The organism is Halorubrum sp. CBA1125 (assembly GCF_009742825.1).
Lineage (GTDB): Archaea > Halobacteriota > Halobacteria > Halobacteriales > Haloferacaceae > Halorubrum.
The window spans coordinates 1-21,750 of the sequence record NZ_WPCE01000026.1 but is presented as its reverse complement, the minus strand read 5'-3'; the positions used below and the strand labels follow the sequence as shown (position 1 = coordinate 21,750).

Sequence of the window (21,750 nt, the reverse complement as noted above, 5' to 3'; positions counted from 1 at the left end):
CGCCGCCGGCGACGAGCAGGACCGGCGGGTCGGATCGGCGCCCGGTCACGCCGGATCGTCCGTGCCGTCGGCGGCATCGATGGCGTGCGGGGCCACGCCGTAGTAGCCGGGCCCGTCCTCTTCCAGCGGTTCGCCGACCACCATGTCCTCGGCGTGGGCCACCACCCACGGGATCGCCCAATCGATCAGCACGGCCTCGGTGTCCGGGTCGACCTCGGCGTCGGGCTCAAGTTCCTGGAGGAGCCGCCCGATCTCCGGGATGGTGTACATCTGGTCCGGCTCGAACAGGTCCGCGGGTTCGTAGAAGTCGCAGGGATAGGTGGCGTCGAACGCCGACTTCGGTTCGGGCATGGCCGGGGGTACGGCGGCCGATCCGTAAACGCTGCCGATACCGAGACACGTGACGAGCGCGTCGTCCGTGTACCAGCGTCCTCCGGGATCGACGGCGAGGCGACTCGCTGGAGGTTCGAACCTATCGCGTTCCTCTCGGCCTCGAAAAAATACGGGATTCGACGCGCGACCGCGGGCGCGTCCGACGGGGTTACTCGAACAGCTCGACGGCCTGCTCGTAGCGCGCGGCGGGTTCTTCCCAGTCGACGACTTCGAAGAAGTTGTCGACGAACTCGCCGCGGGCCGGGCCGTAGTCGTAGTAGTACGAGTGCTCCCAGACGTCCAGCGCGAGGATCGGGTGACCGCCCCAGATCGCGCCCTGGTCGTGCTTGTCGACCACGACGTTGCGGAGCTGGTTCGAGAACGAGTCGTAGACCAGAAGCGCCCAGCCGCTCGCCGCGGAGGCCGCGGCCTCGAACTCGCCCTTCCAGGCCTCGTACGAGCCGAAGTCCTCCTCGATGCGGTCCGCGAGCGCGCCCTCGGGCTCGTCACCGCCCTCCGGCGACATGTTCTGCCAGAACAGGTCGTGGAGGATGTGTCCCGAGGAGTTGTGGGTCACGTTGCGGATCGCGCCGCCGGACGAGGAGAAGTCACCCGCCTCGCGGTTCGCTTCGAGCGTCTCCTCGGCGGAGTTCCAGCCGTTCACGTAGCCCTGGTGGTGGGTGTCGTGATGCCACTCGAGAACCTGTTCGGAGATGTGCGGTTCCAGCGCGTCGTACTCGTACGGAAGGGGGTCGAGTTCGTAACTCATCGTTGTATCACCTACTGCAGTAATGTACCGGGAACCTGTTAAAGATAATGCGGTGCGTGATACCACACGCCACCGGACGCGAGTGTTACCGGAGACGCCGGAGACGAACCGGTGGGCTCGTGGTTCAGCCGGCTCACGGGTCGAACCGGGAGACGGCGTCGCATCCGATGAGCCGCGCTCGCGTAATCGAAATCAATTTCTCTCCCCGACCGGGAGACGGAACGGTTCGGTACCTGCGATGACGCGGCAACCGCGCAGTATCGCCGTTCTTGTAAGAGACACCCACCCACGATCCGAGACATTTTTATAGAATCGCTACCATATGTTCAAATGCGTTCGAGGTGGTCAGCGATGGCCATGCTTGAACCAGCGAACGCGTGGACGCAAGGACTCGACCTGCCGAGCCGACTGTTCGAGACCGGGAGTAACGACTACGAACTGTACGAGGAGGACGACGAGTTCGTCCTCTCCATCGAGCTCCCCGGGTTCGACCCCGAGGAGATCTCGGCGTCCTGGGAGGACGGCGTCCTCAACGTCGCCGGCGAACACGAGGACGAACACCGCGGCGTCCAGCGGACCTACCACCGCCGGTTCCGCTTCCCGAAGACGGTCGACGAGGACAGCATCGAGGCGAGCTACCAGAACGGCATCTTGACGGTCCGACTCCCCGTTACCGACGCCGCGGTATCCGGCACGGAGATCGAGATCGAGTCCTGACGCCCCCGGTCGGGCCCCCTCGACGGCTCGCCGGGGTCGCGAGCGACCCGGTCGGCCTCGCCGGTGACCCCTCCTCGTTCGCGAGCCAGTACGACTTTTATCCGTCGCCGCCACCGGGAGGGCATGGACCGAGACGAGTTCGCCGCCAGCATCGATCACACCGTGCTCGGCCCGGAGACGACCTGGGAAGCCGTCCGAACCGTCCTCGACGAGGCGGCGGCACACGGGATGAACGCCTGTATCCCGCCCTGTTACGTCGCCGAGGCGGCCGAGTACGCAGACGCGCCGGAGACGGTCGCGACCGTTGTCGGCTTCCCACACGGGCAGCACACGCCGGGCGTGAAACGCGACGAGGCCGTCACCGCGTGGGAGGACGGGGCCGACGAGGTCGACCTCGTGATCAACGTCGGCCGGCTCAAGGCGGGCGAGGACGACGCCGTCACCGCCGAACTCTCGGACGTCGTCGCCGCCGTGCCCGTCCCGGTGAAGGTGATCGTCGAAACCGCGATACTCGATGAAGACGAGACGCGTCGCGCCTGCGAGGCCGCCGTCGCGGCCGACGCCGACATGGTGAAGACGTCCACCGGGTTCGCTGCCGACGGAGCGACGGTGGCGGACGTCGAACTGCTGAGCGAGTACCTCCCCGTGAAGGCCGCCGGCGGGATCGGCTCCTACGAGGAGGCGGCGGCGATGATCGACGCGGGGGCGGTCCGGATCGGCACGGCCGTCGGCGTCGCGATCGTCGAAGGGTACTCGGGATGATGGAGTGGTTGAGGATGATAGAGTGGTTGAGGATGATGAAGGGGGGCTGATGAGATGATGAAGGGGGCAAGTTAACCATTCGCGCGGACGCGCATGAAGAGAATGAGAATGACAAGGAGAAGGAGCCTACAAGGGAAAGGAGCCGTCGAATCGACGCAGCCGACTCGCCCCGGGCCACCCTCCGACTCGCGGACGCACCCCGATATCGACCGTTACCACCCGAACAGCTCGGGAGCGGCGTCGGCGGAGGCGTGCTGGACCGCGGTCGGCTCGCCGTCGAATCGGTCGGTTCCGACCGGCGTCGCGTCCGAATCTGAAATCCGATCAGTCATCGGTCGATGCCACCTCCGCCGACGCGCCGGCCGCCGCGTTCTCGGCGAACGGATACCAGGACTGCTTGGCGTCCGCGAGACACGGGTCCACGTAGCTCGTCTCCTCGGGGTCACACAGGTCCGCGAGCGTCTCAGAGTCGGTCGCGTCGACCCACTCCCGGAAGGGCTGGTCGTCCGCGCGGCGGTCGGCGAACGCCTCCAAAACGTTCTTGATGGCACCCGGCGCCTCGTCGGCGGGGACGCGCTGCGTGACGTAGTCGACGAACGAGGGCTCCTCGCCGACGCCACCGCCGAGACCGATGTCGACCGCCTCGACCATCTCGCCGTCCTTGCGCGCGCGCATCCCGAGTAACCCGATGTCGGCGGTGTTCGCCTGCCCGCAGTCGGCCGTACAGCCGGAGAAGTGCATCTTCAGCTGCTCGACGTCGTCCGGCAGGTCGACGTTATCGCGGAGCCAGCGGAGCATCGCGGCCATCCGCGCCTTGGTCTCGACGAGCGCGAGCGAACAGAACTCCGTCCCCGTACACGCCATCGCGCCGCGGACGAACGCGCTCGGGTCCGGGTCGTGCTTCGCCACTAGCGGCTCGGCGAGCAGCTCGTCGACGCGATCGGGATCCACGTCCACGATGATCGGGTTCTGCCGGCGCGTGAGCCGGACCTCGCCGGAGCCGTACTCGTCCGCGAGGTCGGCGAGCTCGATCGCCTCCTCGGCCGGAAGCCGGCCGACGGCGACGTTCAGCCCGACGTACCGCCGGCCGTCCCCCTGTTCGTGGACGCCGGTGTAGTCGACCTTCCCGTCCTCGGGCGGCCGGCCAGCGTTGTACGTGTACTCCTCGCGGACGTCGTCGCCGGCCGTCCGCAGCTCGAAGTCGACGTACTCCTCCTGAAGCAGGTCCCGGATCCACTCGGTGCCGTGCTCGTCGACGAAGAAGCGCGACCGGTTCTTCGAGCGCACCTGCCGGTCGCCGTGGTCGTGGTAGAGCTCGACGAAGCCGCGAACGACCTCGTAGGCGTTCTCGGGCTCGACGAACACGTCTAGCGGCCGGGCCACCCGGGGTTCGCGGCCGCCGAGCCCGCCGCCGACGCGGACGTTGAACCCCAGCGTCTCCGCCCCGTCGATCTCCTTGCGGGCGGGTTCGAGCCCGATGTCGTTGAGCGCGTCCTGTGCCCCGCCCTCGGGCGTGCCGCTGATGCTGATGTTGAACTTCCGCGGCATGTTACACAGCGCGTCGTCGCCGCGGATCTCCTCCTGGAACCGCTCCAGCAGGGGGAGCGTGTCGATGATCTCGTCTTCGTCCTTCCCGGCGACCGGGCTGCCGGAGATGTTGCGCATCGTGTCGCCGCCCGCGGACCGGGTCGTGACGCCGACCGACTCCAGCTTCTCCCAGATCTCCGGGATGTCCTCGAGTCTGATCCAGTGGAGTTGTACCGACTGCCGGGTGGTGAGGTCGATCCAGCTGTCGCCGAACTCGGGGTTTTCGACCGGGCCCTGGGCGTAGTCGCGGGCGACCTCCCCGATCGCGCGGAGCTGTCCCGGCTCCAGAATGCCGTTCGCGTTCGTCAGCCGCATCATGAAGTAGCTCTCCTGGCCGGTCCGCTGGTGGAAGACCCCCCAGAACTTGAACCGGGTGAACCACTCGTCGCGCTCGTCTTCCGGAATGGATTCGAATCCCTCCGCTGCGAACTCCAGGATCTTCTCGCGGACGTCGTCGCCGTACAGCTCGTCTTTCCACCCCTCTTTTTTGTGCGCCATTACCGGTTACCTTCGGATCCGAACTGAAACTCTTTCGCAGTTATACTGTCCAAACGCGTATTCATTTCGGTTAGAAATTTACAGGATAGCATAAAGTGCTTTGGTTTTAATAAAATCACAAAATACGGCCGAGAACGAGACGATCCGAGATCCGGTGGCGTGGAGCAATGTATATTACGTCTATAGATGTTAGAAATTTTGTTTGTGGCGTAAATGCGACTCAGAACTTGAACGTGAAAACCGGTCGGTCGACGTGAAGCTCCAGCAGCAATCTCCGAGCCGGATGTGACCGCCGCGATCGTCGATCACCGGCTCCGATCCATCGCCGCCGCTCCCTGAGCAACGCCCTCGGTCCCGCGTACGCCCATGTACGCGTTCGTTCAGTTGTTGGGATATTTTGTTATCATTTATGACCTAATACACGCCTGATTATCGGATCACAACACCTATATCGGCGTTGGGTTATCTCTCATCCAGAACGCAATCGATGGGAGATCACGTGTGCGGTTCGGCTGTCACGGACGAACGCGGACCGGCTGCCAGGGGTCGCGGGCGGATTGGGGTGGAGAATCGCCTCGCGGAAGACCGCCTCGCAGTAGATCCCCGCGCGGCGACCCGCCTCGCGACCGCGACGCGGCCGACGGGGGTGTGGCGATGACCGAGTGGACGCCGACGACGTGCGTGCGGTGTGCGGTCGGCTGCGGACACCTCCAGCGAGGGTACGGGACCCACTACGGGATCGACACGGTGCGGGGCGACGCGAACCACCCGGTCAACCGGGGGCTCGCCTGCCAGCGCGGGATCGACGAGACCGCGAACCCCGACGGCGAGTGGCTGACGCGCCCGCTCGTCAGAGAGGCGGGGACGCTGGTCCCCACCACCTGGGAGACCGCGATCGACACGGTCGTCTCGCGGATCGAGGACGCCCTCGCCGAGACGCGGGACGGCGTCGCGGTGTTGGGGAGCGGGCAGCAGACGAACGAGGCGGCGTACGCGCTGGGGAAGCTCGCGCGTGGCGGGTTCGGCACCCGGTACTACGACGCCAACACCACCCTGTGTATGGCCTCGGCCGTCACGGCGTACTACCAGGCGTTCGGGAGCGACGCGCCGCCGCCGACCTACGACGATATCCCCGACGCCGAGACCCACCTCGTCTGGGGCGCGAATCCGGCCGTCGCCCACCCGGTGATGTACCGCTGGATCGTCGACAGCGCCGGCGATCCCGACAGCGAGCTGATCGCGGTCGACCCGGTGGCGAGCGAGACCGTCGACGACGCCGACCTCCACGTGCAGATCGAGCCCGGGACGGACCTCGCGTTCGCCCGCGCCGTCCTCGCGGAGGTCGTCGAGTCGGGCGGGGTGGACCGCGAGTTCGTCGAGCGACACACCGAGGGGTACGAGGCGCTGGTCGAGACGCTGCCGGACATCGCCGAGGGCGCCGAGACGGCCGGTGTCTCGGTCGAGACCGTCGAGCGCGTCGCCGACGCCTTCGCGGACCGGACGCTGGTGTACTGGGGAATGGGGGTCAACCAGAGCGTCCAGGGGACGGGCACGGCGCGGTCGCTGATCGACCTGTGTCTGGCCACCGGCAATCTGGGTCCCGGCAGCGGCCCCTTCTCGCTGACCGGTCAGGCCAACTCGATGGGGACGCGGGTCTGCTCCTCGAAGGGGACCTGGCCCGGCCACCGCGAGTTCACCGACCCGGACCACCGGCAGACCGTCGCCGACGCGTGGGGCGTCCCCGTAGACCGGTTCCCCGACGACCCCGGACCGGGGCCGGTGGGAATCGTCGACGCCCTCGCCGACGGGCCGGCCGACGTGTGCTGGACGGTGGCGACGAACCCCGTCGCCGGGATGCCCGACAGCGACCGCGTCAGGGAGACGCTGGAGGACGCATTTCTCGTGGTCCAGGACGCGTTCCGGTCCGAGACCGCGGAGCTGGCAGACGTGGTGTTGCCGGCGGCGACGTGGGGCGAGTCGTCCGGGACGGTCACCAACATGGAGCGGCGGATATCGCGGGTGCGCGCCGCGACGGAGACCGGTCCGAAGGTCAAACAGGACCTCGACATCATCGTCGCGATCGGCGCCGAGATCGACGCGGACCTGTTCGAACGACCGTCGGTCACGCCGCGGTCCGTGTTCGACGAGTTGCGCGAGCTGACGGCCGGCACGCCCGCCGACCTCTCGGGGATCTCGTACGACCGGCTCGACGCGGAACTCGCGGTCCGCTGGCCCGCGCCGACGGCGGAGTCGGAGGGTGGATACCGCTACGCGACCGACGACGGCTGGGCGTTCGAGACGCCGGACGGTCGCGCGCGGTTCTCGACGGCGACCCACGGAGGGCTCGCCGAGCCGACCGACGACGAGTACCCGCTCACGCTGACCACGGGACGACGCCCCGACGCGTACAACACCGGGGTTCGCACCCGAGACGCCGACGAGGACGATCCGCCGGTCGCCCGCATCCACCCCGAGACGACGCTGGAACGCATCGAGGCGTTCGACCGCGGCAAGACCGTCGTCGCGTCGCGCCGGGGCTCGACCACGGTGACCGTCAACCCCGACGACGGGGTGCCGCGGGGAACGGTGTGGCTCCCGATCCACCACCCGGCCGTGAACCGCCTGACGCTCCCGGCCGTCGACCCCGAGTCCGACGAACCGAACTTCAAGCAGTGCGCGGTCGCCGTCCGGGCGCCCCGGCCCTCAAACCCGCTCGTCCACGACGGACATCGAGCCGCCGACGGCGAACCCGTTGCCGCAGACGACTGACACGATCATGACAGAACGGAAGCCAACCACGTGTATGCGGTGTGCGGTCGGCTGCGGCTACCGGCAGCGGCCGGCCGACGACGGGCGCGGCATCGCCGATGTCCGCGGCGACGACGACCACCCGACGAACGGCGGCCAGACGTGCAGCCGCGGCGTCCGCGAGACGGTCGACCCGAGCGGCGAGCGGCTGACGCAGCCGCTGATCCGCCGAGGCGGGAGCCTCCAGCCGACCGACTGGGACACGGCGCTCGGAACCGTCGCCGTCCGGATCATCGAAGCGCTCCGGGAGGGCAACGACAACGTCGCGGTGTTGGGGAGCGGCCAGCAGACGAACGAGGCGGCGTACGCGCTGGGGAAGCTCGCGCGTGGCGGGTTCGGCACCCGGTACTACGACGCCAACACCACCCTGTGTATGGCATCGGCCGTCACGGCGTACTACCAGGCGTTCGGGAGCGACGCGCCGCCGCCGACCTACGACGACATCTCCAACGCCGAGACCCACCTCGTCTGGGGCGCGAACCCGAAGATCGCTCACCCGGTGTTGTACCGCTGGATAGCGGAGAGCGCGAGCGACCCCGACAGTCAGCTGATCGCCGTCGATCCCGTCGAGAGCGAGACCGCGGTCGAGGCCGACGTCCACGTGCGGCCCGAGCCGGGGACCGACCTCGCGCTGGCGCGGGCGGTCCTCGCGGAGGTCGTCGAGTCGGGCGGGGTGGACCGCGAATTCGTCGAGCGACACACCGACGGATACGAGGAGATGGTCGGGTCGCTGCCGGACATCGCCGTCGCGGCCGAGACGGCGGGCGTGAGCGTCGATCGCGTGGCCGAACTGGCCTCGGCGTTCGCGGACCGGACGCTGGTGTACTGGGGGATGGGCGTCAATCAGAGCGTCCAGGGGACGGGTACGGCGCGGTCGCTGATCGACCTGTGTCTGGCCACCGGAAACCTCGGTCCCGGCAGCGGCCCCTTCTCGTTGACCGGCCAGGCCAACTCGATGGGGAACCGCGTCTGCGCCTCGAAGTCGTCCTGGCCGGGGTATCGGCCGTTCGACGATGTCGACCACCGCAAAGCGGTGGCGAAAGCGTGGGACGTGCCGCTTTCCCGCCTGCCGGACGCGTCCGGCCCCGGCTTCGTCCGGATCGTCGACGAGCTCGCGCGCGGCAACGTCGACGTCTGCTGGACGGTGGCGACGAACCCGGTCGCCGGGATGCCGGACGCGGGCCACGTCGAGAGCGCCCTCGAGGAGGCCTTCCTCGTCGTGCAGGACGCGTTCTACTCGGACACCGTCGCCTGCGCCGACGTGGTGTTGCCGGCGGCGACGTGGGGCGAGTCGTCCGGGACGGTGATAAACATGGAGCGACGCGTGTCGCGAGTCACCGCGGCGTCCGAGCCGCCCGACGGGATCCGGCAGGACGTCGACATCGTCGCCGCGGTCGCCGACCGAATCGTGCCAGACCTGTTCGACGGGACGAGGCTCGACCCCGAGTCCCTGTTCGACGAGATCAGCGAGCTGACGCGGGACACGAGCGCCGACCTCTCCGGGATCACGTACGAGCGGCTGGCCGACGAACTGGCCGTCCGGTGGCCCGCCCCGGACGCCGAGACGCAAGGCGGGTACCGCTACTACGACGCCGGGACGGGCGACGGGGACGGGGCGGACGACCGGGACGGGGCGGACGACCGGGACGGGGCGGACGACGGAAAGGAGGGAGAAGACGATCGGAAAGGGACGAGCGGCGGGAAGTGGTCCTTCCACACGGACTCCGGCCGCGCCCGGTTCTCGAACGCGGCCCACTCGGGCGTTCCCGAACCGATCGACGACGCGTATCCCCTCACGCTGACGACGGGACGGCGGCCCGACGTGTACAATACGGGCGTCCGGACGCGGAGCGACGTCGACGAGGCCGCGATGGCGGCCCGGATGAACCCCGAGACGGTCGGCGAGCACCTGGCGGCGTTCGAGCGCGGGGAGACGGTCGTCGAGTCCCGTCGTGCGGCGGTCACGGTCGGCGTCGAAGCCGACGCGGACGTGCCGCCCGGGCTCGTCTGGCTGCCGATTCACAACCCGGCCGCCAACGAACTCACGCTGGCCGCGGCCGATCCCGAGTCGGCCGAGCCGAACTTCAAGCAGTGCGCGGTCGCGCTGCGGCCGCCGAACCGGTCTCGGACCGACGTCGCCGCCGGCTCACGCGACGCGAATAGCGGGTGGTCGCACTCGTAGCGGCCTTGGTCGACGGGCACCGATTCTCGTTTGAGCGGCTAGCGGTGTCGCTGGCGGGTGGTTATTGGTAGTTCAGGTAGTCCAGGGCGGTTTGCCGGCCGCCCGTTGATAAATGGTTGCTGGCGTGGTGACGCTCTCCGTAGCGGCAGTCATTCGCTTAAGTCGTTGCTGGCGCGGAGAACACCTCCAAAGCCCCAGCCGTGAATTCTCGCGGCAGCGTGGCGCGACGCGCCTCTAGCAGCCGGCGGCTCCGCCGCCGGCGACTGCCCTTTTGAGTCCCGCTCCCCTCCGCACAGCACCTCACGCCTCCCCAGCCTTGCCGCTCGCGCCTTTCTAAGGCGCTCGCGGCGTCCCTCGCGCTCTGTCTCGCGGTCGCCGCTGGCGACCGCTCGCAGGCGCGCCACCGCACCGCCTCGTTCATTTATAAGAGATCGTCGATTTATAAGAGATCGTCGCCGTCGGCGGTCGAGAATAACCGCGCGGGGTACGGAGGTCGCCCGGTGTGCTCAGTCGTCGCTGGAGGCGATCGACCCCGTCTCCGGCGCGGCGTCGGTGAAGCCGGCGGTGTTCGCGACGCCCGCGATCTCCGGCCGGAACACCCACGCCGCGAGCAGGACGATCGGGATCATCGTGACCGCCGTGACGGAGTAGCCCACGTGGAGGTTGGCGAGCCACGGCGCGGAGTAGATCAGCGGGTAGACGATCCCGCCGACGGTGCCGATGCCGCCGACGATCCCGGCCACCGCACCGGAGCTGTTCGGGAACATCGCCGGCACCTGCGCGAAGATGGCGCCCTCGGCCCACGCACAGCCCGCGCCGACGAGGAAGCCGACCACGACCGCGTTCATCACGACGCCGGAGAGCCCGGCCAGCGTCATGACGAACATCATCACCACGATGAAACAGAGCCCGAGGAACGTCCACTGCTCGCGGTAGCGCCCCTCGAAGAACGGGAGGATGTTCGTCTCCGTCCGCGCGAGCACGTCGCTGATGTAGCCCCCGAACGGACGGAGCAGCCCGGCGGCGACGGAGAACGTCGCGGCGAACGTGCTCGCCAACACGAGGTTCTGCGTGTTGAATCCCTCGCGGTAGTACGTGGCGAGCCAGCCGTTCATCGACAGCTCCAGGCCGAACGACATGACGTAGGCGGCGGCGAGCACGACCGTCCCGTACCGGGTGGCGGTGTGGAGCCACCCGCGCAGCGTCGCGCTCTCTTTGGTCGCCTGGCGCTTCTGTTCACTTTTGGCGGCCTCGCCGAAGACGAAGTAGACCCCGGCGAGGACGATGGAGACGATCCCGGTGTAGAAGAAGGCCGCCCGCCAGTTGGTCTGGAACAGCGGGCCGCTCCAGTCGGTGCCGAACACCCGCGGGAGGATCAGCGCGCCGCCGGCGCGCCCGCGTTGCCGACGCGGCGTAGATCCCCTCCGCCAGCCCGAGGTTCGCCTCCTCGAACCACTCGGCGACGTGCTGGATGCCGATGACGAACGTGATCCCCGCCGTGGCGACGATCAACCGCGTGGCGAAGAACACGGAGTAGTCCCGAGCGAAGGCGCTGATGATAGAGAAGACGCCGACGTACGCGAGGACGATGGCGAAGATGACCGGCGCGCCGAACCGGTCCGAGAGCCAGCCGGTGAGGATGCGGCCGAACGGCGCCATCCAGATGGCCGAACTGGCGAGGATGCCGATTTCGGCCGTGGTGAGGCCGAACTCCTCTGCCATCCCCCCGGTGAACGGCGCGAACGAGAACCAGATCAGAAACGAGAAGTTGAACCCGACGGTCGCGAGCAGCAGCGTCCGGTACTTCGTCATCCGGATCGGACTCTTCACGCGCCGATCACCCCACACGGATCCTCGTTGCGGTCGACTGCGAGCGGTCTACGACCACCGATCAGATCGGCTCCTGTTAGCTGTACCGTCAATAACTGACCGAATTCGTTATCTAACACGCGTTGTAGACACAATACGACGTTTAATAAGATAATCGCTGACCGATCAACCAAATATTCTCCACTCAAGCACCGATCTGCCCATCACTATCCAGCCGAACGTATATTCCATACGTTCGAGATAGAACTAAAATTGTTGGCGCGAGCGAGCCGAAAACGTGACACTCTCGACCGGGGTCTCGATTCGTCGCCGATAGTCTTTCGTGATGAATCGGCCTCACGAGCCGAGACGCCCGGGATCCGGCGGGTTGTCGGCTTGCGGATCGTCCAGCGGAGGATCGACCGTCAAATGCGATCCGATCGCTCTCGGTCGTCTCACCGGGTGCACGCTTAAGCCCTCTCGCGCCGAGTATCGACCATGACGAAAGAAGTCCACCTGTCCCGCGTGGAAGGGGAACTGGGCGAACAATCGTATCCGATGACGTGCGAGGGTCTCGTCGAGGCCTACGCCGGCACGACCGTGCTGTTCGCCGACGGCGAGGCCGACCTCGGGGAACTCCTCGCGGCCGTCGAGCAGGAGCGGTTCGAGAGCGCCGAAGACGCGTTCGTCGCGCTCCAGAACGTCCTGCCGATCGAGGCCGTCGGAGAACCCGGCCAGTCCGAAGGCGACGCCTGAGCCGTCGAGCCGCGCCGGTCTCGACGGTCGGTCTTCACTGTCTACTCGCTCGTTCCGGTTCGGTCTTCACTGTCTACTCGCCCGTTCGCCGTCACCGATTCCCACGCCACGTCGCGTCTCGCATCGTTTTTCACCGCCGACGGCGGACGAGCGGTAATGAGCTATCGCATCGGTCTCGTCGGCAAGCCCTCGGTGGGGAAGTCGACGTTCTTCAACGCCGCGACCATGAACGACGTGCCCGAGGGCGCGTACCCGTTCACCACGATCGACCCGACCGTCGGCGAGGCGTACGTCCGCGTCGACTGCGCCGCCCCGGAGTTCGACGAGACCTGCACGCCGAGCGTGGGCGTCTGCCGCGAGGGGACTCGGTTCGTGCCCGTCAAACTCGTCGACGTCGCGGGGCTCGTCCCGGGCGCCCACGAGGGACGGGGGCTCGGCAACCAGTTCCTCACCGACCTCAACGAGACGGACGTACTGATCCACGTCGTCGACTTCTCCGGGAAGACGGACATCGAGGGCGAGGCCACGGAGGGCCACGACCCGCGCGAAGACATCGACTTCCTCGAAGCGGAGCTCGACGAGTGGTACCGCGACGTGCTCGGAAAAGGCCTCGAGAAGTTCGAGACGCGGTACCACGGCGCCGAGGCCGCGATCGAGGAAGAGCTCGCCGAGCAGATGTCCGCGTTCGGCATCGGTAAAGACGAGATGAAGCAGGTGATCCTCGCACGGGGGCTCGAACTCGACCCAGAGACGTGGGACGAGACGGACAAGACCGACCTCGCCCGCGAGATCCGCACGCGGACGAAACCGATGGTCGTCGCCGCCAACAAGATGGACACCCCCGAGGCGCAGGCGAACTGGGCCGAGATCACGTCGGATCCCGACTACGAACACCTCTCGTTCGTCCCCGCGAGCGCCCACGCCGAGAAGGCGCTGAAGAACGCGGACGCGGCCGGCGTCGTCGACTACACGCCCGGCGACCGCGACTTCGAGGTCGTCGGCGACGTCTCCGGCGAGCAGGCGGCCGGCCTCGAACGGATCGGCGAGTTCGTCGCCAAGTACGACGGCACCGGCGTACAGGGCGCACTCGAGTCCGCGATCTTCGACGTGCTCGGCTGCATCGCCGTCTTCCCGGGCACCGCGAACGGCTCGAAAGACGAGAAGGGCGTCTTCCGCGACTGCTTTATCCTCCCAGAGGGGGCGACGACGGAGGACTTCGCGTTTCACATCCACTCGGACATCGGCGAAGGGCTGCTCCACGGCACCGACTGCCGGAGCGGTCGACAGGTCGGCACCGACCACGCCCTCGCTCACCGCGACGTGATCGAGCTGGTCTCGACGAAACAGGTGGCACCGTAGGCGCTGCCACGCTCCGCTCCCGCTTCATTCCGGGTTCGCTCCAGTCCCGCTTCGTTCCGCTCCCGCTTTGCTCTCTCGGCCCCGGTCGTGCGCGGGTTGCGTCGTCGTCTGGGGTCGCCTTCGATCAGCTGCAGTCGTCTTCGTCGGCTGCGGCCGATCCAATTCGCGGGCCGCGTTCGCTCGCTCGGGAGGTCGGCGAACGTTCCCAATTGCCAACCGTATCCCACCACTCCCCGATGTTGTGTATCTGTGGAATCTATCGTCTTTGAGTCAGATATAAGCAAAATTATTAATACAAGAGAAACGATCGGACGGTATGGGAGACAGAAGTGATCGGAAGGGCGTACAGTCGCACACCGAGTACGCCCGCACTCGCACCCGGTGTCCGAGCTGTGGCGCACACGTCCCCGCGATCGGTCGCGACGTCGACACGACCGAGTGTCCGAACTGCAAGCGTCCCGTGCAGGCCTGAGGCGGTACCGGAGTGAGATCGCGGTCTCCGACCGTGCCGAGCCACGGTGAGCGAGAGCGTTCACTGCGACCGGTGGCACCCAGGTTTTTACCGATCGGTGACGATCGGCCGCGTGTGCCCTCCAGAACGCTCTCGCTCACCGTCAGCATGGCCGCCGCGCTGGCCGCATTGGCGACGTTGACCGTCGGACTGCTCGTCGGCGTCTGGGCCGTTCTCTACGGTGTGCTCTCGTTTTTCGAAGTGCGTCCCGCGACGCCGATCGCGGCCGGGATCACGGCGATGACGCTTTTGACCGTCGGATACCTCGAGTACAGACAGGTCGAGACGATAGAGCGGATCGCCGACGCTCGACCGGTCGACCGGGAGGCCGAGCCGGCCCTGTACGAGATCGCGACTCGCGTCGCCGCCCAACTCGACGTGCCCGCACCGACGATCGCGATCTCGGACCGCGAGGCACCGGAGGCGCTGGCCGTCGGGTTTCGTCCGGAGAGTGTTCACCTCGTGTTGTCTCGCGGAACGCTCGACGCGCTCGACGACGCGGCGGAACTGGAGGCCGTGGTCGCCCACGAACTCGCACACGTGAAGAACCGCGACGCGATGGTGATGACGGTCGTCTCTCTCCCCGTCGTGCTCGCCGACGGGCTCGGCTCGCGGCTCGCGGCAGTCGAGAACCCCGGATGGACGGCGATCGTCGTCGTTCCGCTCGCGGCGGTCGCCACGCTCGTCTGGACCGTCGGGAAGGCTATCACCGCCCGACTGTCTCGCGTCAGGGAACGCGCCGCGGACCGAGCAGCGGTCGAGGGGGTCGGATCGGCGGCGGCCCTCGCGAGCGCTCTCCGGAAGCTCGACGACGGTATCGAGGCGACACCGAACCGAGATCTCCGCGACGCGTCCGGCGTCTCCTCGCTGTCGATCCTCCCACTCGAACCCGAAGAGCTGGAGAAGGTCATGCTCGGACCGGAGGGGGACAGAGAGCCGTCGTACTGGTGGCTCCGAACCCGGCTGTATCGGCTCGAACGGTGGCTCTTCCGCACGCACCCGCCGACGGAAGACCGGATCGACCGGCTCGCCGCGTCCGAACGCGGCGCTTAGGTATCGACGGCGACGCGGTGCTTAGGTATCGACGGCGAATATCACTAGGAGTCCTGCGTTACCAGACCGCTGCGGGACAGTTAAAAAACACTACCGGACGGTGTGAGGATCGGGTAGCGAAGGGAACCACTTCGTCACGTGGTCGTCGTCGAATCAGTTGGTAAGTCTCGCTTCGCTTCCGTGTCCTCGATTGCGTCGACGAGCAAGTTTGCCCCCAGTTCGATTTCGCGCTCTGTCACGTCCAAGGGGGGGAGTAGTCGCATCGATCGCTGACCGCAGCCGAGGGTCAACAGTCCACGGTCCAGCGCGGCACGGATCGTCTGTTCGAGAGCGGCTTTCGATTCGAAGTCGAGTGCGACCATCAGTCCTTTCCCGCGGATATTCTCGATACTGTCGAGGTCGGCCTCTCGGAGCTGGTCTTTCAGTTGTTCGCCGCGATCACGTGCGTTCCTGAGCAGGCTCTCCTCCTCGATGACGTCGATCGTGACGGCGGCCTGGAGCGCCGCGAGGACGTCTCCGCCACCCCACGTCGATGAGATACGGGCTTTCTCTTCGGGGAACACCTCGCGACGCGAAATCGTTGCTCCGACCTGTGAGGCCTTCGCGCTCGTGATCACGTCCGGTTCGAAGGGATAGTGATCCGATCCCCACCATTCGCCTGTTCGGCCGAGTCCGGTCTGGATCTCGTCGACGATGAGCAAAATGTTATGTTTCTCACACACAGCGTGGAGTTCCTCGGCGAACGCGTCGCTCGGGAAGCGATAGCCGCCTTCTCCTTGAACGGGTTCGACGATTATGTATGCGAGATCGGCAGGATCGACGTATCCGCGTTTGGAGTCGAGCATCTCACGGAGTAACGACATGTCGTCTTCGGACTGGAAGAACCCACAGTCGCACGTGGTCGGAGTGCATCCACGATCCTTGCAGTAGGGAACGTCGTGTATCCCCGAAATCTCGGGGAATCCGCGACGGTGCACCGACTTCGAACGGTTGAGTGAGAGGGCGCCGAGTGTCCGGCCATGAAACCCGCCTTTGAACGTGATACCCTGTCGCGCTCCGGAGCCGTGATCGTAACAGATCTTGATCGCGTTTTCAACTGCTTCCGCGCCTGTGTTCGACAGAAAGACGGTGTCGAGACCGTAGTCGGACGTCAGGTCGGTGAGCCGGTCCATGAGTTGGGGGATGCCCGGGATGTCGGGCGATTCGGGCGGCCAGCCAGTGCTCGAGTAGAAACTCTGGCCGGCGATCTTGGTCGGGGTCGGGAGGTCGAATTCGTCGATCTTCTCCTCCAGTACGGGGTTGTTGTATCCGAGCGGGGCGGCCGCGATATGGCTCGTGAAATCGAGGAGGACGTTTCCATCGACGTCGGTACAAAACGGACCGAGGGCTTCCTCGGTTACATCCCAGACGAATTCGTAGGCTGCCGTACTCGGCGCAGCGAACTGCCGGTGATATCCGATCCATCGTTCGCCTTTCTCACCAGGAAAGGAGTCGACCTGGGGTTCGACGGTGTCTCTATCCATATCCCACTGTGTGCGGGCAGCGTCAATAACTCATGGGACTGTGACGATTTCCCTAGTTGTGAGAGGTTAGCGTTCATCTTAGACCTGCTCGAGCACCGACTCAAATTCCAACCTACTTATACGAGACAGGTCGCTAACTCCGGCGATAGACGAGAACGCCCACGATCATTGTCCACACAGATAGCACCGGAATCAGTAGCGTCGCGATGTCGAACAGCACGTGCCCCGTCGATCTGCGGTGACTGACTCCGGTCAGACTTTAAGTAAGAGTCGGGAGAGCGGCGTGGCCGGCCCTATTCGACGCCGAGTTCTCTCGCGGCGTCCGCCGAGATCGTGAGTCCGACATCTGCCGAGGAGATCTGTTCGTCGAGCACGTCGTTGAGGACCTCCCGTACCTCCTCAATGAACGAACTCGGGCGGTCAACTTGGACTCTTGTCGTCGATTTCCCCTCGTAATTCAGTCCACGGTGCCGGACGTAGATCCGGGCGAACGACCGGCGGACCGGACGCGGCACCTCCCACACGACCGCCGGGAGCCGATCCAGCGTCGTCTTCATGCCGGCCGGCGCTCCCATCGCGACGAGACACCGACCGAGGACCGTCCCGTCGTCCGTCGGGACGATTTCGGTCGCGCGGCCGTCGGTTTTCTCGTTACGGGTTCTCGTCTCGACGCCGACCCGCTCGAACGCACAGCGGATCTCCGAGATGTCCACCCGGCCACCAGGGGCCACCGCCGGGACGTAGTTCTCGGCGGCGATGCTTCCGCCCGCGAGAACGTGCGCGAGTAGTTCGGCGAGCGCGGCAGCGGTCTCACCGTCGGGATCCGGGTCGAGCCACCCGTGGTCGATCGCCGTGTCGATCGCTCTGACCGGGTCTGGAACGGCGTCTTTGAGCCACCCGCGGACGCGTTCGTCCGGTAGGTCGAGCGCGCGTCCGACACGCACTCGGCCGGCGTTCGGATGCTCGGCGGCGTACGCGAGGACGCGGCGGTAGTCGAGGACCTTCTCCCACGGGTCGGGATACACCCGATCGCTGTAGGTCCGGGAGAGGGCTTGGGCCGTGGGTTGCATGGGAGTGGGGTTACGCGTCAACGGATTTTATCTTGTCCATCAGATTTTCGTATTTGATATTTATGCCAGTAAGTACATAAGTAAGGTCTGCTTATCAGAAAGTAACCAGCTAACCGATCGGAACGGAGCGGCCGTTTCATCGGTGGATCGCTGGGTTCAAACTATGAAACCAAACAATCTGTTCAACTCAGATGACCGTGCAGTGAGTCCTGTTATCGGCGTCATACTCATGGTCGCAATCACCGTGATTCTGGCCGCCGTCATCGGAACGTTCGTGCTCGGACTCGGCGACTCGCTCGGTAGCAGTCAGCCGACGGCACAGTTGAATATTGAAGCGGACACCGGTAGTAATATCACGGTCACACACCGTGGTGGAGACCCGATTCAGGGTGATGAGGTGCGCGTTGTAGATGGAAGTGGAACTGAGTCTAACAACGCCCTAGGGGACCTCAGCGTTGGTAACTCGACGACAATCGAGACCGGCTTCAGTGGGGAAACGACCGTCCGGATCATTCACACCCCGTCCGATGCGATCATTGCCGAACAGACGGTGACTCTCGCCTAAGTCACCGCCACCGGCTTTTTATTCGCGTCCGGTACTGCAACCCGACGACTGACGTGTTACACAGATCCTGAATAGTCACGGGATCGTATTCGTCGCGAGCGTCCCGGATGTTCTCTTCACTCTCCACCAAGTGCGCGAGCGCGGCGTCGATAACGACACTCATCGGCGGGTCGTCGTCGGTGACGATTGCGATGAAGAGAGATTCGAGTCGACGTAGAGCTTCATACGTCTTCACGTGACTCACGGACGGCGTCGACGGGATCGATTTCCGGAGCGTCTTCGCCGGCGAGTTCGGCGAGCGCGTCGCCGAAACCAAGGTTTTCGTCCGGACCGTCTTCGTCATCGGTTGGCCGCCACTCCGTACTCGACATATGGAAACCAATTGGACCGGGACGAATAAATTCAACCACGAGACTGAAAGTGAGGTGAGACGGCCGAACCGCACGGGAGGTAGGCGCCACACTCTAGGCAGTCACGTCGGATCTCGGTCTCTCGGAAAACATCACGGGAGATCACCTCCGGCTAACGGTGATCGCGATACGGCGTTGAGTATCGGTTAGATGTGTGCCGGGACAACCGCCGATAGCGGCGGCTCGAAGGAAGTAGAATACCGAAATTGGGTGGCTGGGGAGTCCCAGCCCACCAATCCCGGACGGCTAAACACCGCCCGTTCAGTAGGTGGGCCAACACGGATTTGAACCGTGGACCTCCCGGTTATCAGCCGAGCGCTCAACCTGACTGAGCTATTGGCCCAGGTGAGCGCATTCGGTCGTTGCGCGGGTAGGATTTTAAGGGTTTCCTTTCACGAGTCGCGTCGCCGTCATCCGGTTTTCGAGGTGTCGAATCCGCGTCCCGGAGCGGTCCGACGGTTCGTTCGTCTCAGTCGGGTCGGTCCGTCTCCTCGTCTTCGACGGTGAAGTCGACGTCGACCACGTCGTCGCGATCGGCGTCGTCGAAGCTGTCGTCCCGCTGGCCGCCGGCTCCACCCGCGCTCCCGCCGGGAAAGTCGCCACCGTCGGCCGCGTCACCCGGAAATCCGCCGCCCATCGTGAAGTCGTCGCCGTCGCCGGGGAACCCACCGACGTACACGTTGCCGCTCACGAAGCCGCCTGTTTCACTGTCGAGGTACGGGACCACGACGTACCGCTTGAGAGCCGCGCGGATCGGGATCCGGGAGAGCGGGAACGCGAGCAGGAACCCGACCGCGTCGGTGACGAGCCCCGGCGTGAGCAGGAACGCGCCGGCGGCGATCAACAGCCCACCGTCGAGCAGCTCGTCCGTCGGCGGTTCGCCGCGAGCCAACTTGCGCTGGACGCGTGCGAGGGTCGCACGTCCCTCGGCGCGCAACAGGAGCATTCCGAGGATCGCCGTCAACACGACGAGCGCGACCGTCATCGGCCACCCCAGCCGCGTCGCGACGACGACTAAGAACAGCGCGTCCACGAGCGGGACGACGAGCAGCAGCGCGAGCAGCGTTCGCGGGCGCATACCCCGGCTTTCCCTCCCGGTCCCCATAGCCCTTTTCGTCCCGGGGAGCCGGCCCGCTGTTCGCGACGGCCCCGTCGTCTGCGACCGGCACGGCTTTGAGTCACCGGGGCGAGCCCGAGGTATGGACATCGTCGGCGCGCTGGGACGCGACCCACCGGAACGCGACTCCCTGCCGCGGTGGGTCGCTCCCCTCCCGGAGGCGCTGGAGGACATCGCCTACCGGTACGCGTGGGTCGTCGTCGCGATCAACCTCCTCGGCACCGCGTTCGGGTTCTGGTACTATCGGTTCCAGTTCCGGGCGCTGCCGCCCGAGGTGTGGGTCTTCGTTCCGGACAGCCCGGCCGCGACGCTCCTCATCGCGTGCGCGCTCGCGGCGTGGGCGCTCGGTCGGTCGAGCGACACCCTCGCCGCCCTCGCGTTCTTCGGGAACGTCAAGCTCGGGCTCTGGACGCCGTACGCGCTCGTCGTCTTCGCTCCCCGGTTCGTCGAGACGGCAGGGCCGGCGCTGTACGCGTTTCTGTTCGTGAGCCACCTCGCGATGGTACTGCAGGCGTTCGTGCTCCACCGGATGACCGACTTCCCGTTGAAGGCCGTGGCGGTCGCGACCGCGTGGTACACCCTCGACCTCCTGATGGACTACTTCGTCCCGGTCGCGGGCGAGGTCACCCACACGGCCCTCCCGTATGCCGATTCCGAGCCGTGGTTCACGACGACGGTCCTGCAAGTCGCGGCCGCGGGCGCGGTCGCGCTCACCGTCGTTCCGGTGTACTGGACGCTCGCGACCCGCGTCTCGAAATGCCGCCGCCGGTCCCGAAGCGGGGCCTGACGCGACTTCCGGTGCCGACACCGTCTCGGTACCCGGTCACGCATCCGCTCTTTAAGTCCCCTGGGCGCTTCCGCCAACCCATGAGCGCTTACGAGCGGATCGCAGACCTGACCGTGACGATCGAGTCGGTGGGGCGCCGGCGGTACACGGCGAACACGACGAGCGGGTTCGAGCGGACGACGACGGAGTTCCGTCTGACCGGCGACGGCGTCGTCGGACGCGGCGAGGACGTCACGTACGAGACCGACGACCACGACGCGCTCGCCGAGACCGAGCCGATCGACCTCGAAGGCGAGTGGACGATAGCCGAGCTGTCCGCCCGCCTCGACGACGTCGACCTCTTCCGCGCGGGGGCGCCGGAACAGGAGTACTCGCGAAACTACCGACGGTGGGCCGTCGAGAGCGCCGCGCTCGACCTGGCGCTCCGACAGCGCGGCGAGTCGCTGGGCGACCGGCTCGGGATCGACCCGGACCCGGTGCGGTTCGTGGTCTCGACGCGGCTCGGCGACCCGCCGACGACCGACCGCGTCGAGGAGCTGCTGGCGCTCGACGACGAGGTGGAGTTCAAGCTCGACCCGACGCCGGACTGGCCCGACGCGGCGTTCGTGACGCTACGGGAGACGGACGCGGTGCGCGTCCTCGATTTGAAGGGCTGGTACGAGGGGACCGAGGTGGACGTCGAGCCCGACCCGGAGCTGTACCGCGACGTGTTCGCCGCGTTCCCGGCCGCCGTCGTCGAGGACCCCGCTCTCACCCCGGAGACGAGGGCGCTCGTGGCACCCCAGGCCGACCGGCTCTCGTTCGACTACCCGATCGACGGCGTCGAGAGCCTGCGGTCGCTCCCGGTCGATCCGGGGTGGTGTAACATCAAGCCGTCGCGGTTCGGCACCCTCGAGTCGCTGTTCGAGACGATCGCGTACTGCGAGGACGAGGGGATCGAGATGTACGGCGGCGGGCAGTTCGAACTCGCGAGCGGACGCACGGCGATCCAGACGATCGCCGCGCTCTTCTACCCGGACGGGCCGAACGACGTCGCGCCGCGGGCGTACAACGACCCGGACGCCACGCCGCCGTACCCGTCGAGCCCGCTCGCGC

19 protein-coding genes, 1 tRNA gene and 1 pseudogene are annotated in these 21,750 nt (G+C 66.4%); 11 read left to right on the top strand and 10 right to left on the bottom strand.

Translation table 11 applies throughout. The features are described from left to right. Positions 1-45: 45 nt before the first annotated feature. Together GJ633_RS04705 and sod are read right to left on the bottom strand one after the other, a co-directional pair. Positions 46-351: a DUF5827 family protein gene (locus tag GJ633_RS04705; protein ID WP_156587600.1), complete on the bottom strand. Its 306-nt coding sequence runs from the start codon at positions 349-351 to the stop codon at positions 46-48. A gap of 190 nt (positions 352-541) precedes the next feature. Then, positions 542-1,141 carry a superoxide dismutase gene (sod, locus tag GJ633_RS04700; protein WP_156587599.1) on the bottom strand — a complete coding sequence of 200 codons (600 nt, stop codon included), beginning with the start codon at positions 1,139-1,141 and terminating at the stop codon, positions 542-544. A 357-nt stretch (positions 1,142-1,498) separates the two neighbouring features. Here sod and GJ633_RS04695 point away from each other — a divergent pair, with 357 nt between their 5' ends. Then, on the top strand, positions 1,499-1,858 hold the full coding sequence (locus GJ633_RS04695; protein ID WP_156587597.1) for an Hsp20/alpha crystallin family protein: 360 nt from the start codon (positions 1,499-1,501) through the stop codon (positions 1,856-1,858). Between the two features lie 123 nt (positions 1,859-1,981). Continuing rightward, positions 1,982-2,620 carry a deoxyribose-phosphate aldolase gene (gene deoC / locus GJ633_RS04690; RefSeq protein WP_156587595.1) on the top strand — a complete coding sequence of 213 codons (639 nt, stop codon included), beginning with the start codon at positions 1,982-1,984 and terminating at the stop codon, positions 2,618-2,620. A 324-nt stretch (positions 2,621-2,944) separates the two neighbouring features. On the opposite strand, the gene GJ633_RS04685 is transcribed toward deoC, so the two are convergent. Beyond that, positions 2,945-4,705 (bottom strand): nitrite/sulfite reductase, encoded by a 1,761-nt coding sequence (locus tag GJ633_RS04685; protein ID WP_156587593.1) that lies wholly within the window; start codon positions 4,703-4,705, stop codon positions 2,945-2,947. A gap of 654 nt (positions 4,706-5,359) precedes the next feature. On the opposite strand from GJ633_RS04685, the gene nasA (GJ633_RS04680) reads away from it, so the two are divergent. Together nasA (GJ633_RS04680) and nasA (GJ633_RS04675) are read left to right on the top strand one after the other, a co-directional pair. Continuing rightward, positions 5,360-7,474, top strand: a complete 2,115-nt coding sequence (nasA, locus tag GJ633_RS04680; protein WP_156587591.1) for an assimilatory nitrate reductase NasA — start codon at positions 5,360-5,362, stop codon at positions 7,472-7,474. A 7-nt stretch (positions 7,475-7,481) separates the two neighbouring features. After that, on the top strand, positions 7,482-9,695 hold the full coding sequence (gene nasA, locus GJ633_RS04675) for an assimilatory nitrate reductase NasA (protein ID WP_231741231.1): 2,214 nt from the start codon (positions 7,482-7,484) through the stop codon (positions 9,693-9,695). 506 nt (positions 9,696-10,201) lie between these two features. Here the strand turns inward: nasA (GJ633_RS04675) and GJ633_RS04670 are convergent. Then, positions 10,202-11,507: pseudogene (locus tag GJ633_RS04670) on the bottom strand (MFS transporter). Positions 11,508-12,002: 495 nt separating this feature from the next. On the opposite strand from GJ633_RS04670, the gene GJ633_RS04665 reads away from it, so the two are divergent. The 4 genes from GJ633_RS04665 to GJ633_RS04655 all read left to right on the top strand — a co-directional run bounded on the left by GJ633_RS04665 (position 12,003) and on the right by GJ633_RS04655 (position 15,183). Continuing rightward, positions 12,003-12,260, top strand: coding sequence for a hypothetical protein (locus GJ633_RS04665; protein WP_156587587.1), 258 nt, complete (start codon positions 12,003-12,005; stop codon positions 12,258-12,260). 156 nt (positions 12,261-12,416) lie between these two features. Then, positions 12,417-13,619 carry a redox-regulated ATPase YchF gene (locus tag GJ633_RS04660; RefSeq protein WP_156587585.1) on the top strand — a complete coding sequence of 401 codons (1,203 nt, stop codon included), beginning with the start codon at positions 12,417-12,419 and terminating at the stop codon, positions 13,617-13,619. A 316-nt stretch (positions 13,620-13,935) separates the two neighbouring features. Continuing rightward, positions 13,936-14,091, top strand: a complete 156-nt coding sequence (locus GJ633_RS17005; RefSeq protein WP_197431233.1) for a hypothetical protein — start codon at positions 13,936-13,938, stop codon at positions 14,089-14,091. Between the two features lie 147 nt (positions 14,092-14,238). Continuing rightward, positions 14,239-15,183, top strand: coding sequence for a M48 family metallopeptidase (locus GJ633_RS04655; RefSeq protein ID WP_156587601.1), 945 nt, complete (start codon positions 14,239-14,241; stop codon positions 15,181-15,183). A gap of 134 nt (positions 15,184-15,317) precedes the next feature. Here GJ633_RS04655 and GJ633_RS04645 read toward each other — a convergent pair whose 3' ends face one another. Together GJ633_RS04645 and GJ633_RS04640 are read right to left on the bottom strand one after the other, a co-directional pair. Next, positions 15,318-16,706, bottom strand: a complete 1,389-nt coding sequence (locus GJ633_RS04645; RefSeq protein ID WP_156587583.1) for an aspartate aminotransferase family protein — start codon at positions 16,704-16,706, stop codon at positions 15,318-15,320. 293 nt (positions 16,707-16,999) lie between these two features. Continuing rightward, positions 17,000-17,776 (bottom strand): hypothetical protein, encoded by a 777-nt coding sequence (locus GJ633_RS04640; RefSeq protein ID WP_156587581.1) that lies wholly within the window; start codon positions 17,774-17,776, stop codon positions 17,000-17,002. 163 nt (positions 17,777-17,939) lie between these two features. Between GJ633_RS04640 and GJ633_RS04635 the strand changes: the two genes are divergently transcribed. After that, complete coding sequence (locus GJ633_RS04635) at positions 17,940-18,341, top strand: type IV pilin (RefSeq protein ID WP_156587579.1); 402 nt, start codon at positions 17,940-17,942, stop codon at positions 18,339-18,341. Position 18,342: 1 nt separating this feature from the next. Here GJ633_RS04635 and GJ633_RS17000 read toward each other — a convergent pair whose 3' ends face one another. The 4 genes from GJ633_RS17000 to GJ633_RS04620 all read right to left on the bottom strand — a co-directional run bounded on the left by GJ633_RS17000 (position 18,343) and on the right by GJ633_RS04620 (position 19,829). Next, entirely contained in the window at positions 18,343-18,576 is a 234-nt protein-coding gene (locus tag GJ633_RS17000; protein WP_394351124.1) for a hypothetical protein, read from the bottom strand. Then, a complete protein-coding gene (locus GJ633_RS04630) occupies positions 18,563-18,712 on the bottom strand; it encodes a hypothetical protein (protein WP_156587576.1) in 150 nt (49 codons plus the stop codon). The genes GJ633_RS17000 and GJ633_RS04630 overlap by 14 nt, the downstream gene beginning before the upstream one ends. A 308-nt stretch (positions 18,713-19,020) precedes the next feature. Continuing rightward, positions 19,021-19,094 (bottom strand) — tRNA-Ile (locus tag GJ633_RS04625). A gap of 126 nt (positions 19,095-19,220) precedes the next feature. Further along, positions 19,221-19,829 (bottom strand): FxsA family protein, encoded by a 609-nt coding sequence (locus GJ633_RS04620; RefSeq protein ID WP_156587574.1) that lies wholly within the window; start codon positions 19,827-19,829, stop codon positions 19,221-19,223. A 121-nt stretch (positions 19,830-19,950) separates the two neighbouring features. On the opposite strand from GJ633_RS04620, the gene GJ633_RS04615 reads away from it, so the two are divergent. Together GJ633_RS04615 and GJ633_RS04610 are read left to right on the top strand one after the other, a co-directional pair. After that, a complete protein-coding gene (locus tag GJ633_RS04615; RefSeq protein WP_156587572.1) occupies positions 19,951-20,655 on the top strand; it encodes a DUF1405 domain-containing protein in 705 nt (234 codons plus the stop codon). A gap of 80 nt (positions 20,656-20,735) precedes the next feature. Further along, the coding region (locus tag GJ633_RS04610) for a hypothetical protein (RefSeq protein WP_156587570.1) at positions 20,736-21,750 on the top strand (1,015 nt) is incomplete at its 3' end.

Coding starts and splice junctions, on each gene's coding strand:
- GJ633_RS04645 (WP_156587583.1), bottom strand. CDS start 16,706: ATGGATAGAGACACCGTCGAACCCCAGGTCGACTCCTTTCCTGGTGAG.
- GJ633_RS04665 (WP_156587587.1), top strand. CDS start 12,003: ATGACGAAAGAAGTCCACCTGTCCCGCGTGGAAGGGGAACTGGGCGAA.
- nasA (WP_156587591.1), top strand. CDS start 5,360: ATGACCGAGTGGACGCCGACGACGTGCGTGCGGTGTGCGGTCGGCTGC.
- GJ633_RS04635 (WP_156587579.1), top strand. CDS start 17,940: ATGAAACCAAACAATCTGTTCAACTCAGATGACCGTGCAGTGAGTCCT.
- nasA (WP_231741231.1), top strand. CDS start 7,482: ATGACAGAACGGAAGCCAACCACGTGTATGCGGTGTGCGGTCGGCTGC.
- GJ633_RS17005 (WP_197431233.1), top strand. CDS start 13,936: ATGGGAGACAGAAGTGATCGGAAGGGCGTACAGTCGCACACCGAGTAC.
- GJ633_RS04660 (WP_156587585.1), top strand. CDS start 12,417: ATGAGCTATCGCATCGGTCTCGTCGGCAAGCCCTCGGTGGGGAAGTCG.
- GJ633_RS04620 (WP_156587574.1), bottom strand. CDS start 19,829: ATGCGCCCGCGAACGCTGCTCGCGCTGCTGCTCGTCGTCCCGCTCGTG.
- GJ633_RS04655 (WP_156587601.1), top strand. CDS start 14,239: ATGGCCGCCGCGCTGGCCGCATTGGCGACGTTGACCGTCGGACTGCTC.
- GJ633_RS04615 (WP_156587572.1), top strand. CDS start 19,951: ATGGACATCGTCGGCGCGCTGGGACGCGACCCACCGGAACGCGACTCC.
- GJ633_RS04705 (WP_156587600.1), bottom strand. CDS start 351: ATGCCCGAACCGAAGTCGGCGTTCGACGCCACCTATCCCTGCGACTTC.
- GJ633_RS04640 (WP_156587581.1), bottom strand. CDS start 17,776: ATGCAACCCACGGCCCAAGCCCTCTCCCGGACCTACAGCGATCGGGTG.
- GJ633_RS04695 (WP_156587597.1), top strand. CDS start 1,499: ATGCTTGAACCAGCGAACGCGTGGACGCAAGGACTCGACCTGCCGAGC.
- sod (WP_156587599.1), bottom strand. CDS start 1,141: ATGAGTTACGAACTCGACCCCCTTCCGTACGAGTACGACGCGCTGGAA.
- GJ633_RS04685 (WP_156587593.1), bottom strand. CDS start 4,705: ATGGCGCACAAAAAAGAGGGGTGGAAAGACGAGCTGTACGGCGACGAC.
- GJ633_RS04630 (WP_156587576.1), bottom strand. CDS start 18,712: ATGTCGAGTACGGAGTGGCGGCCAACCGATGACGAAGACGGTCCGGAC.
- deoC (WP_156587595.1), top strand. CDS start 1,982: ATGGACCGAGACGAGTTCGCCGCCAGCATCGATCACACCGTGCTCGGC.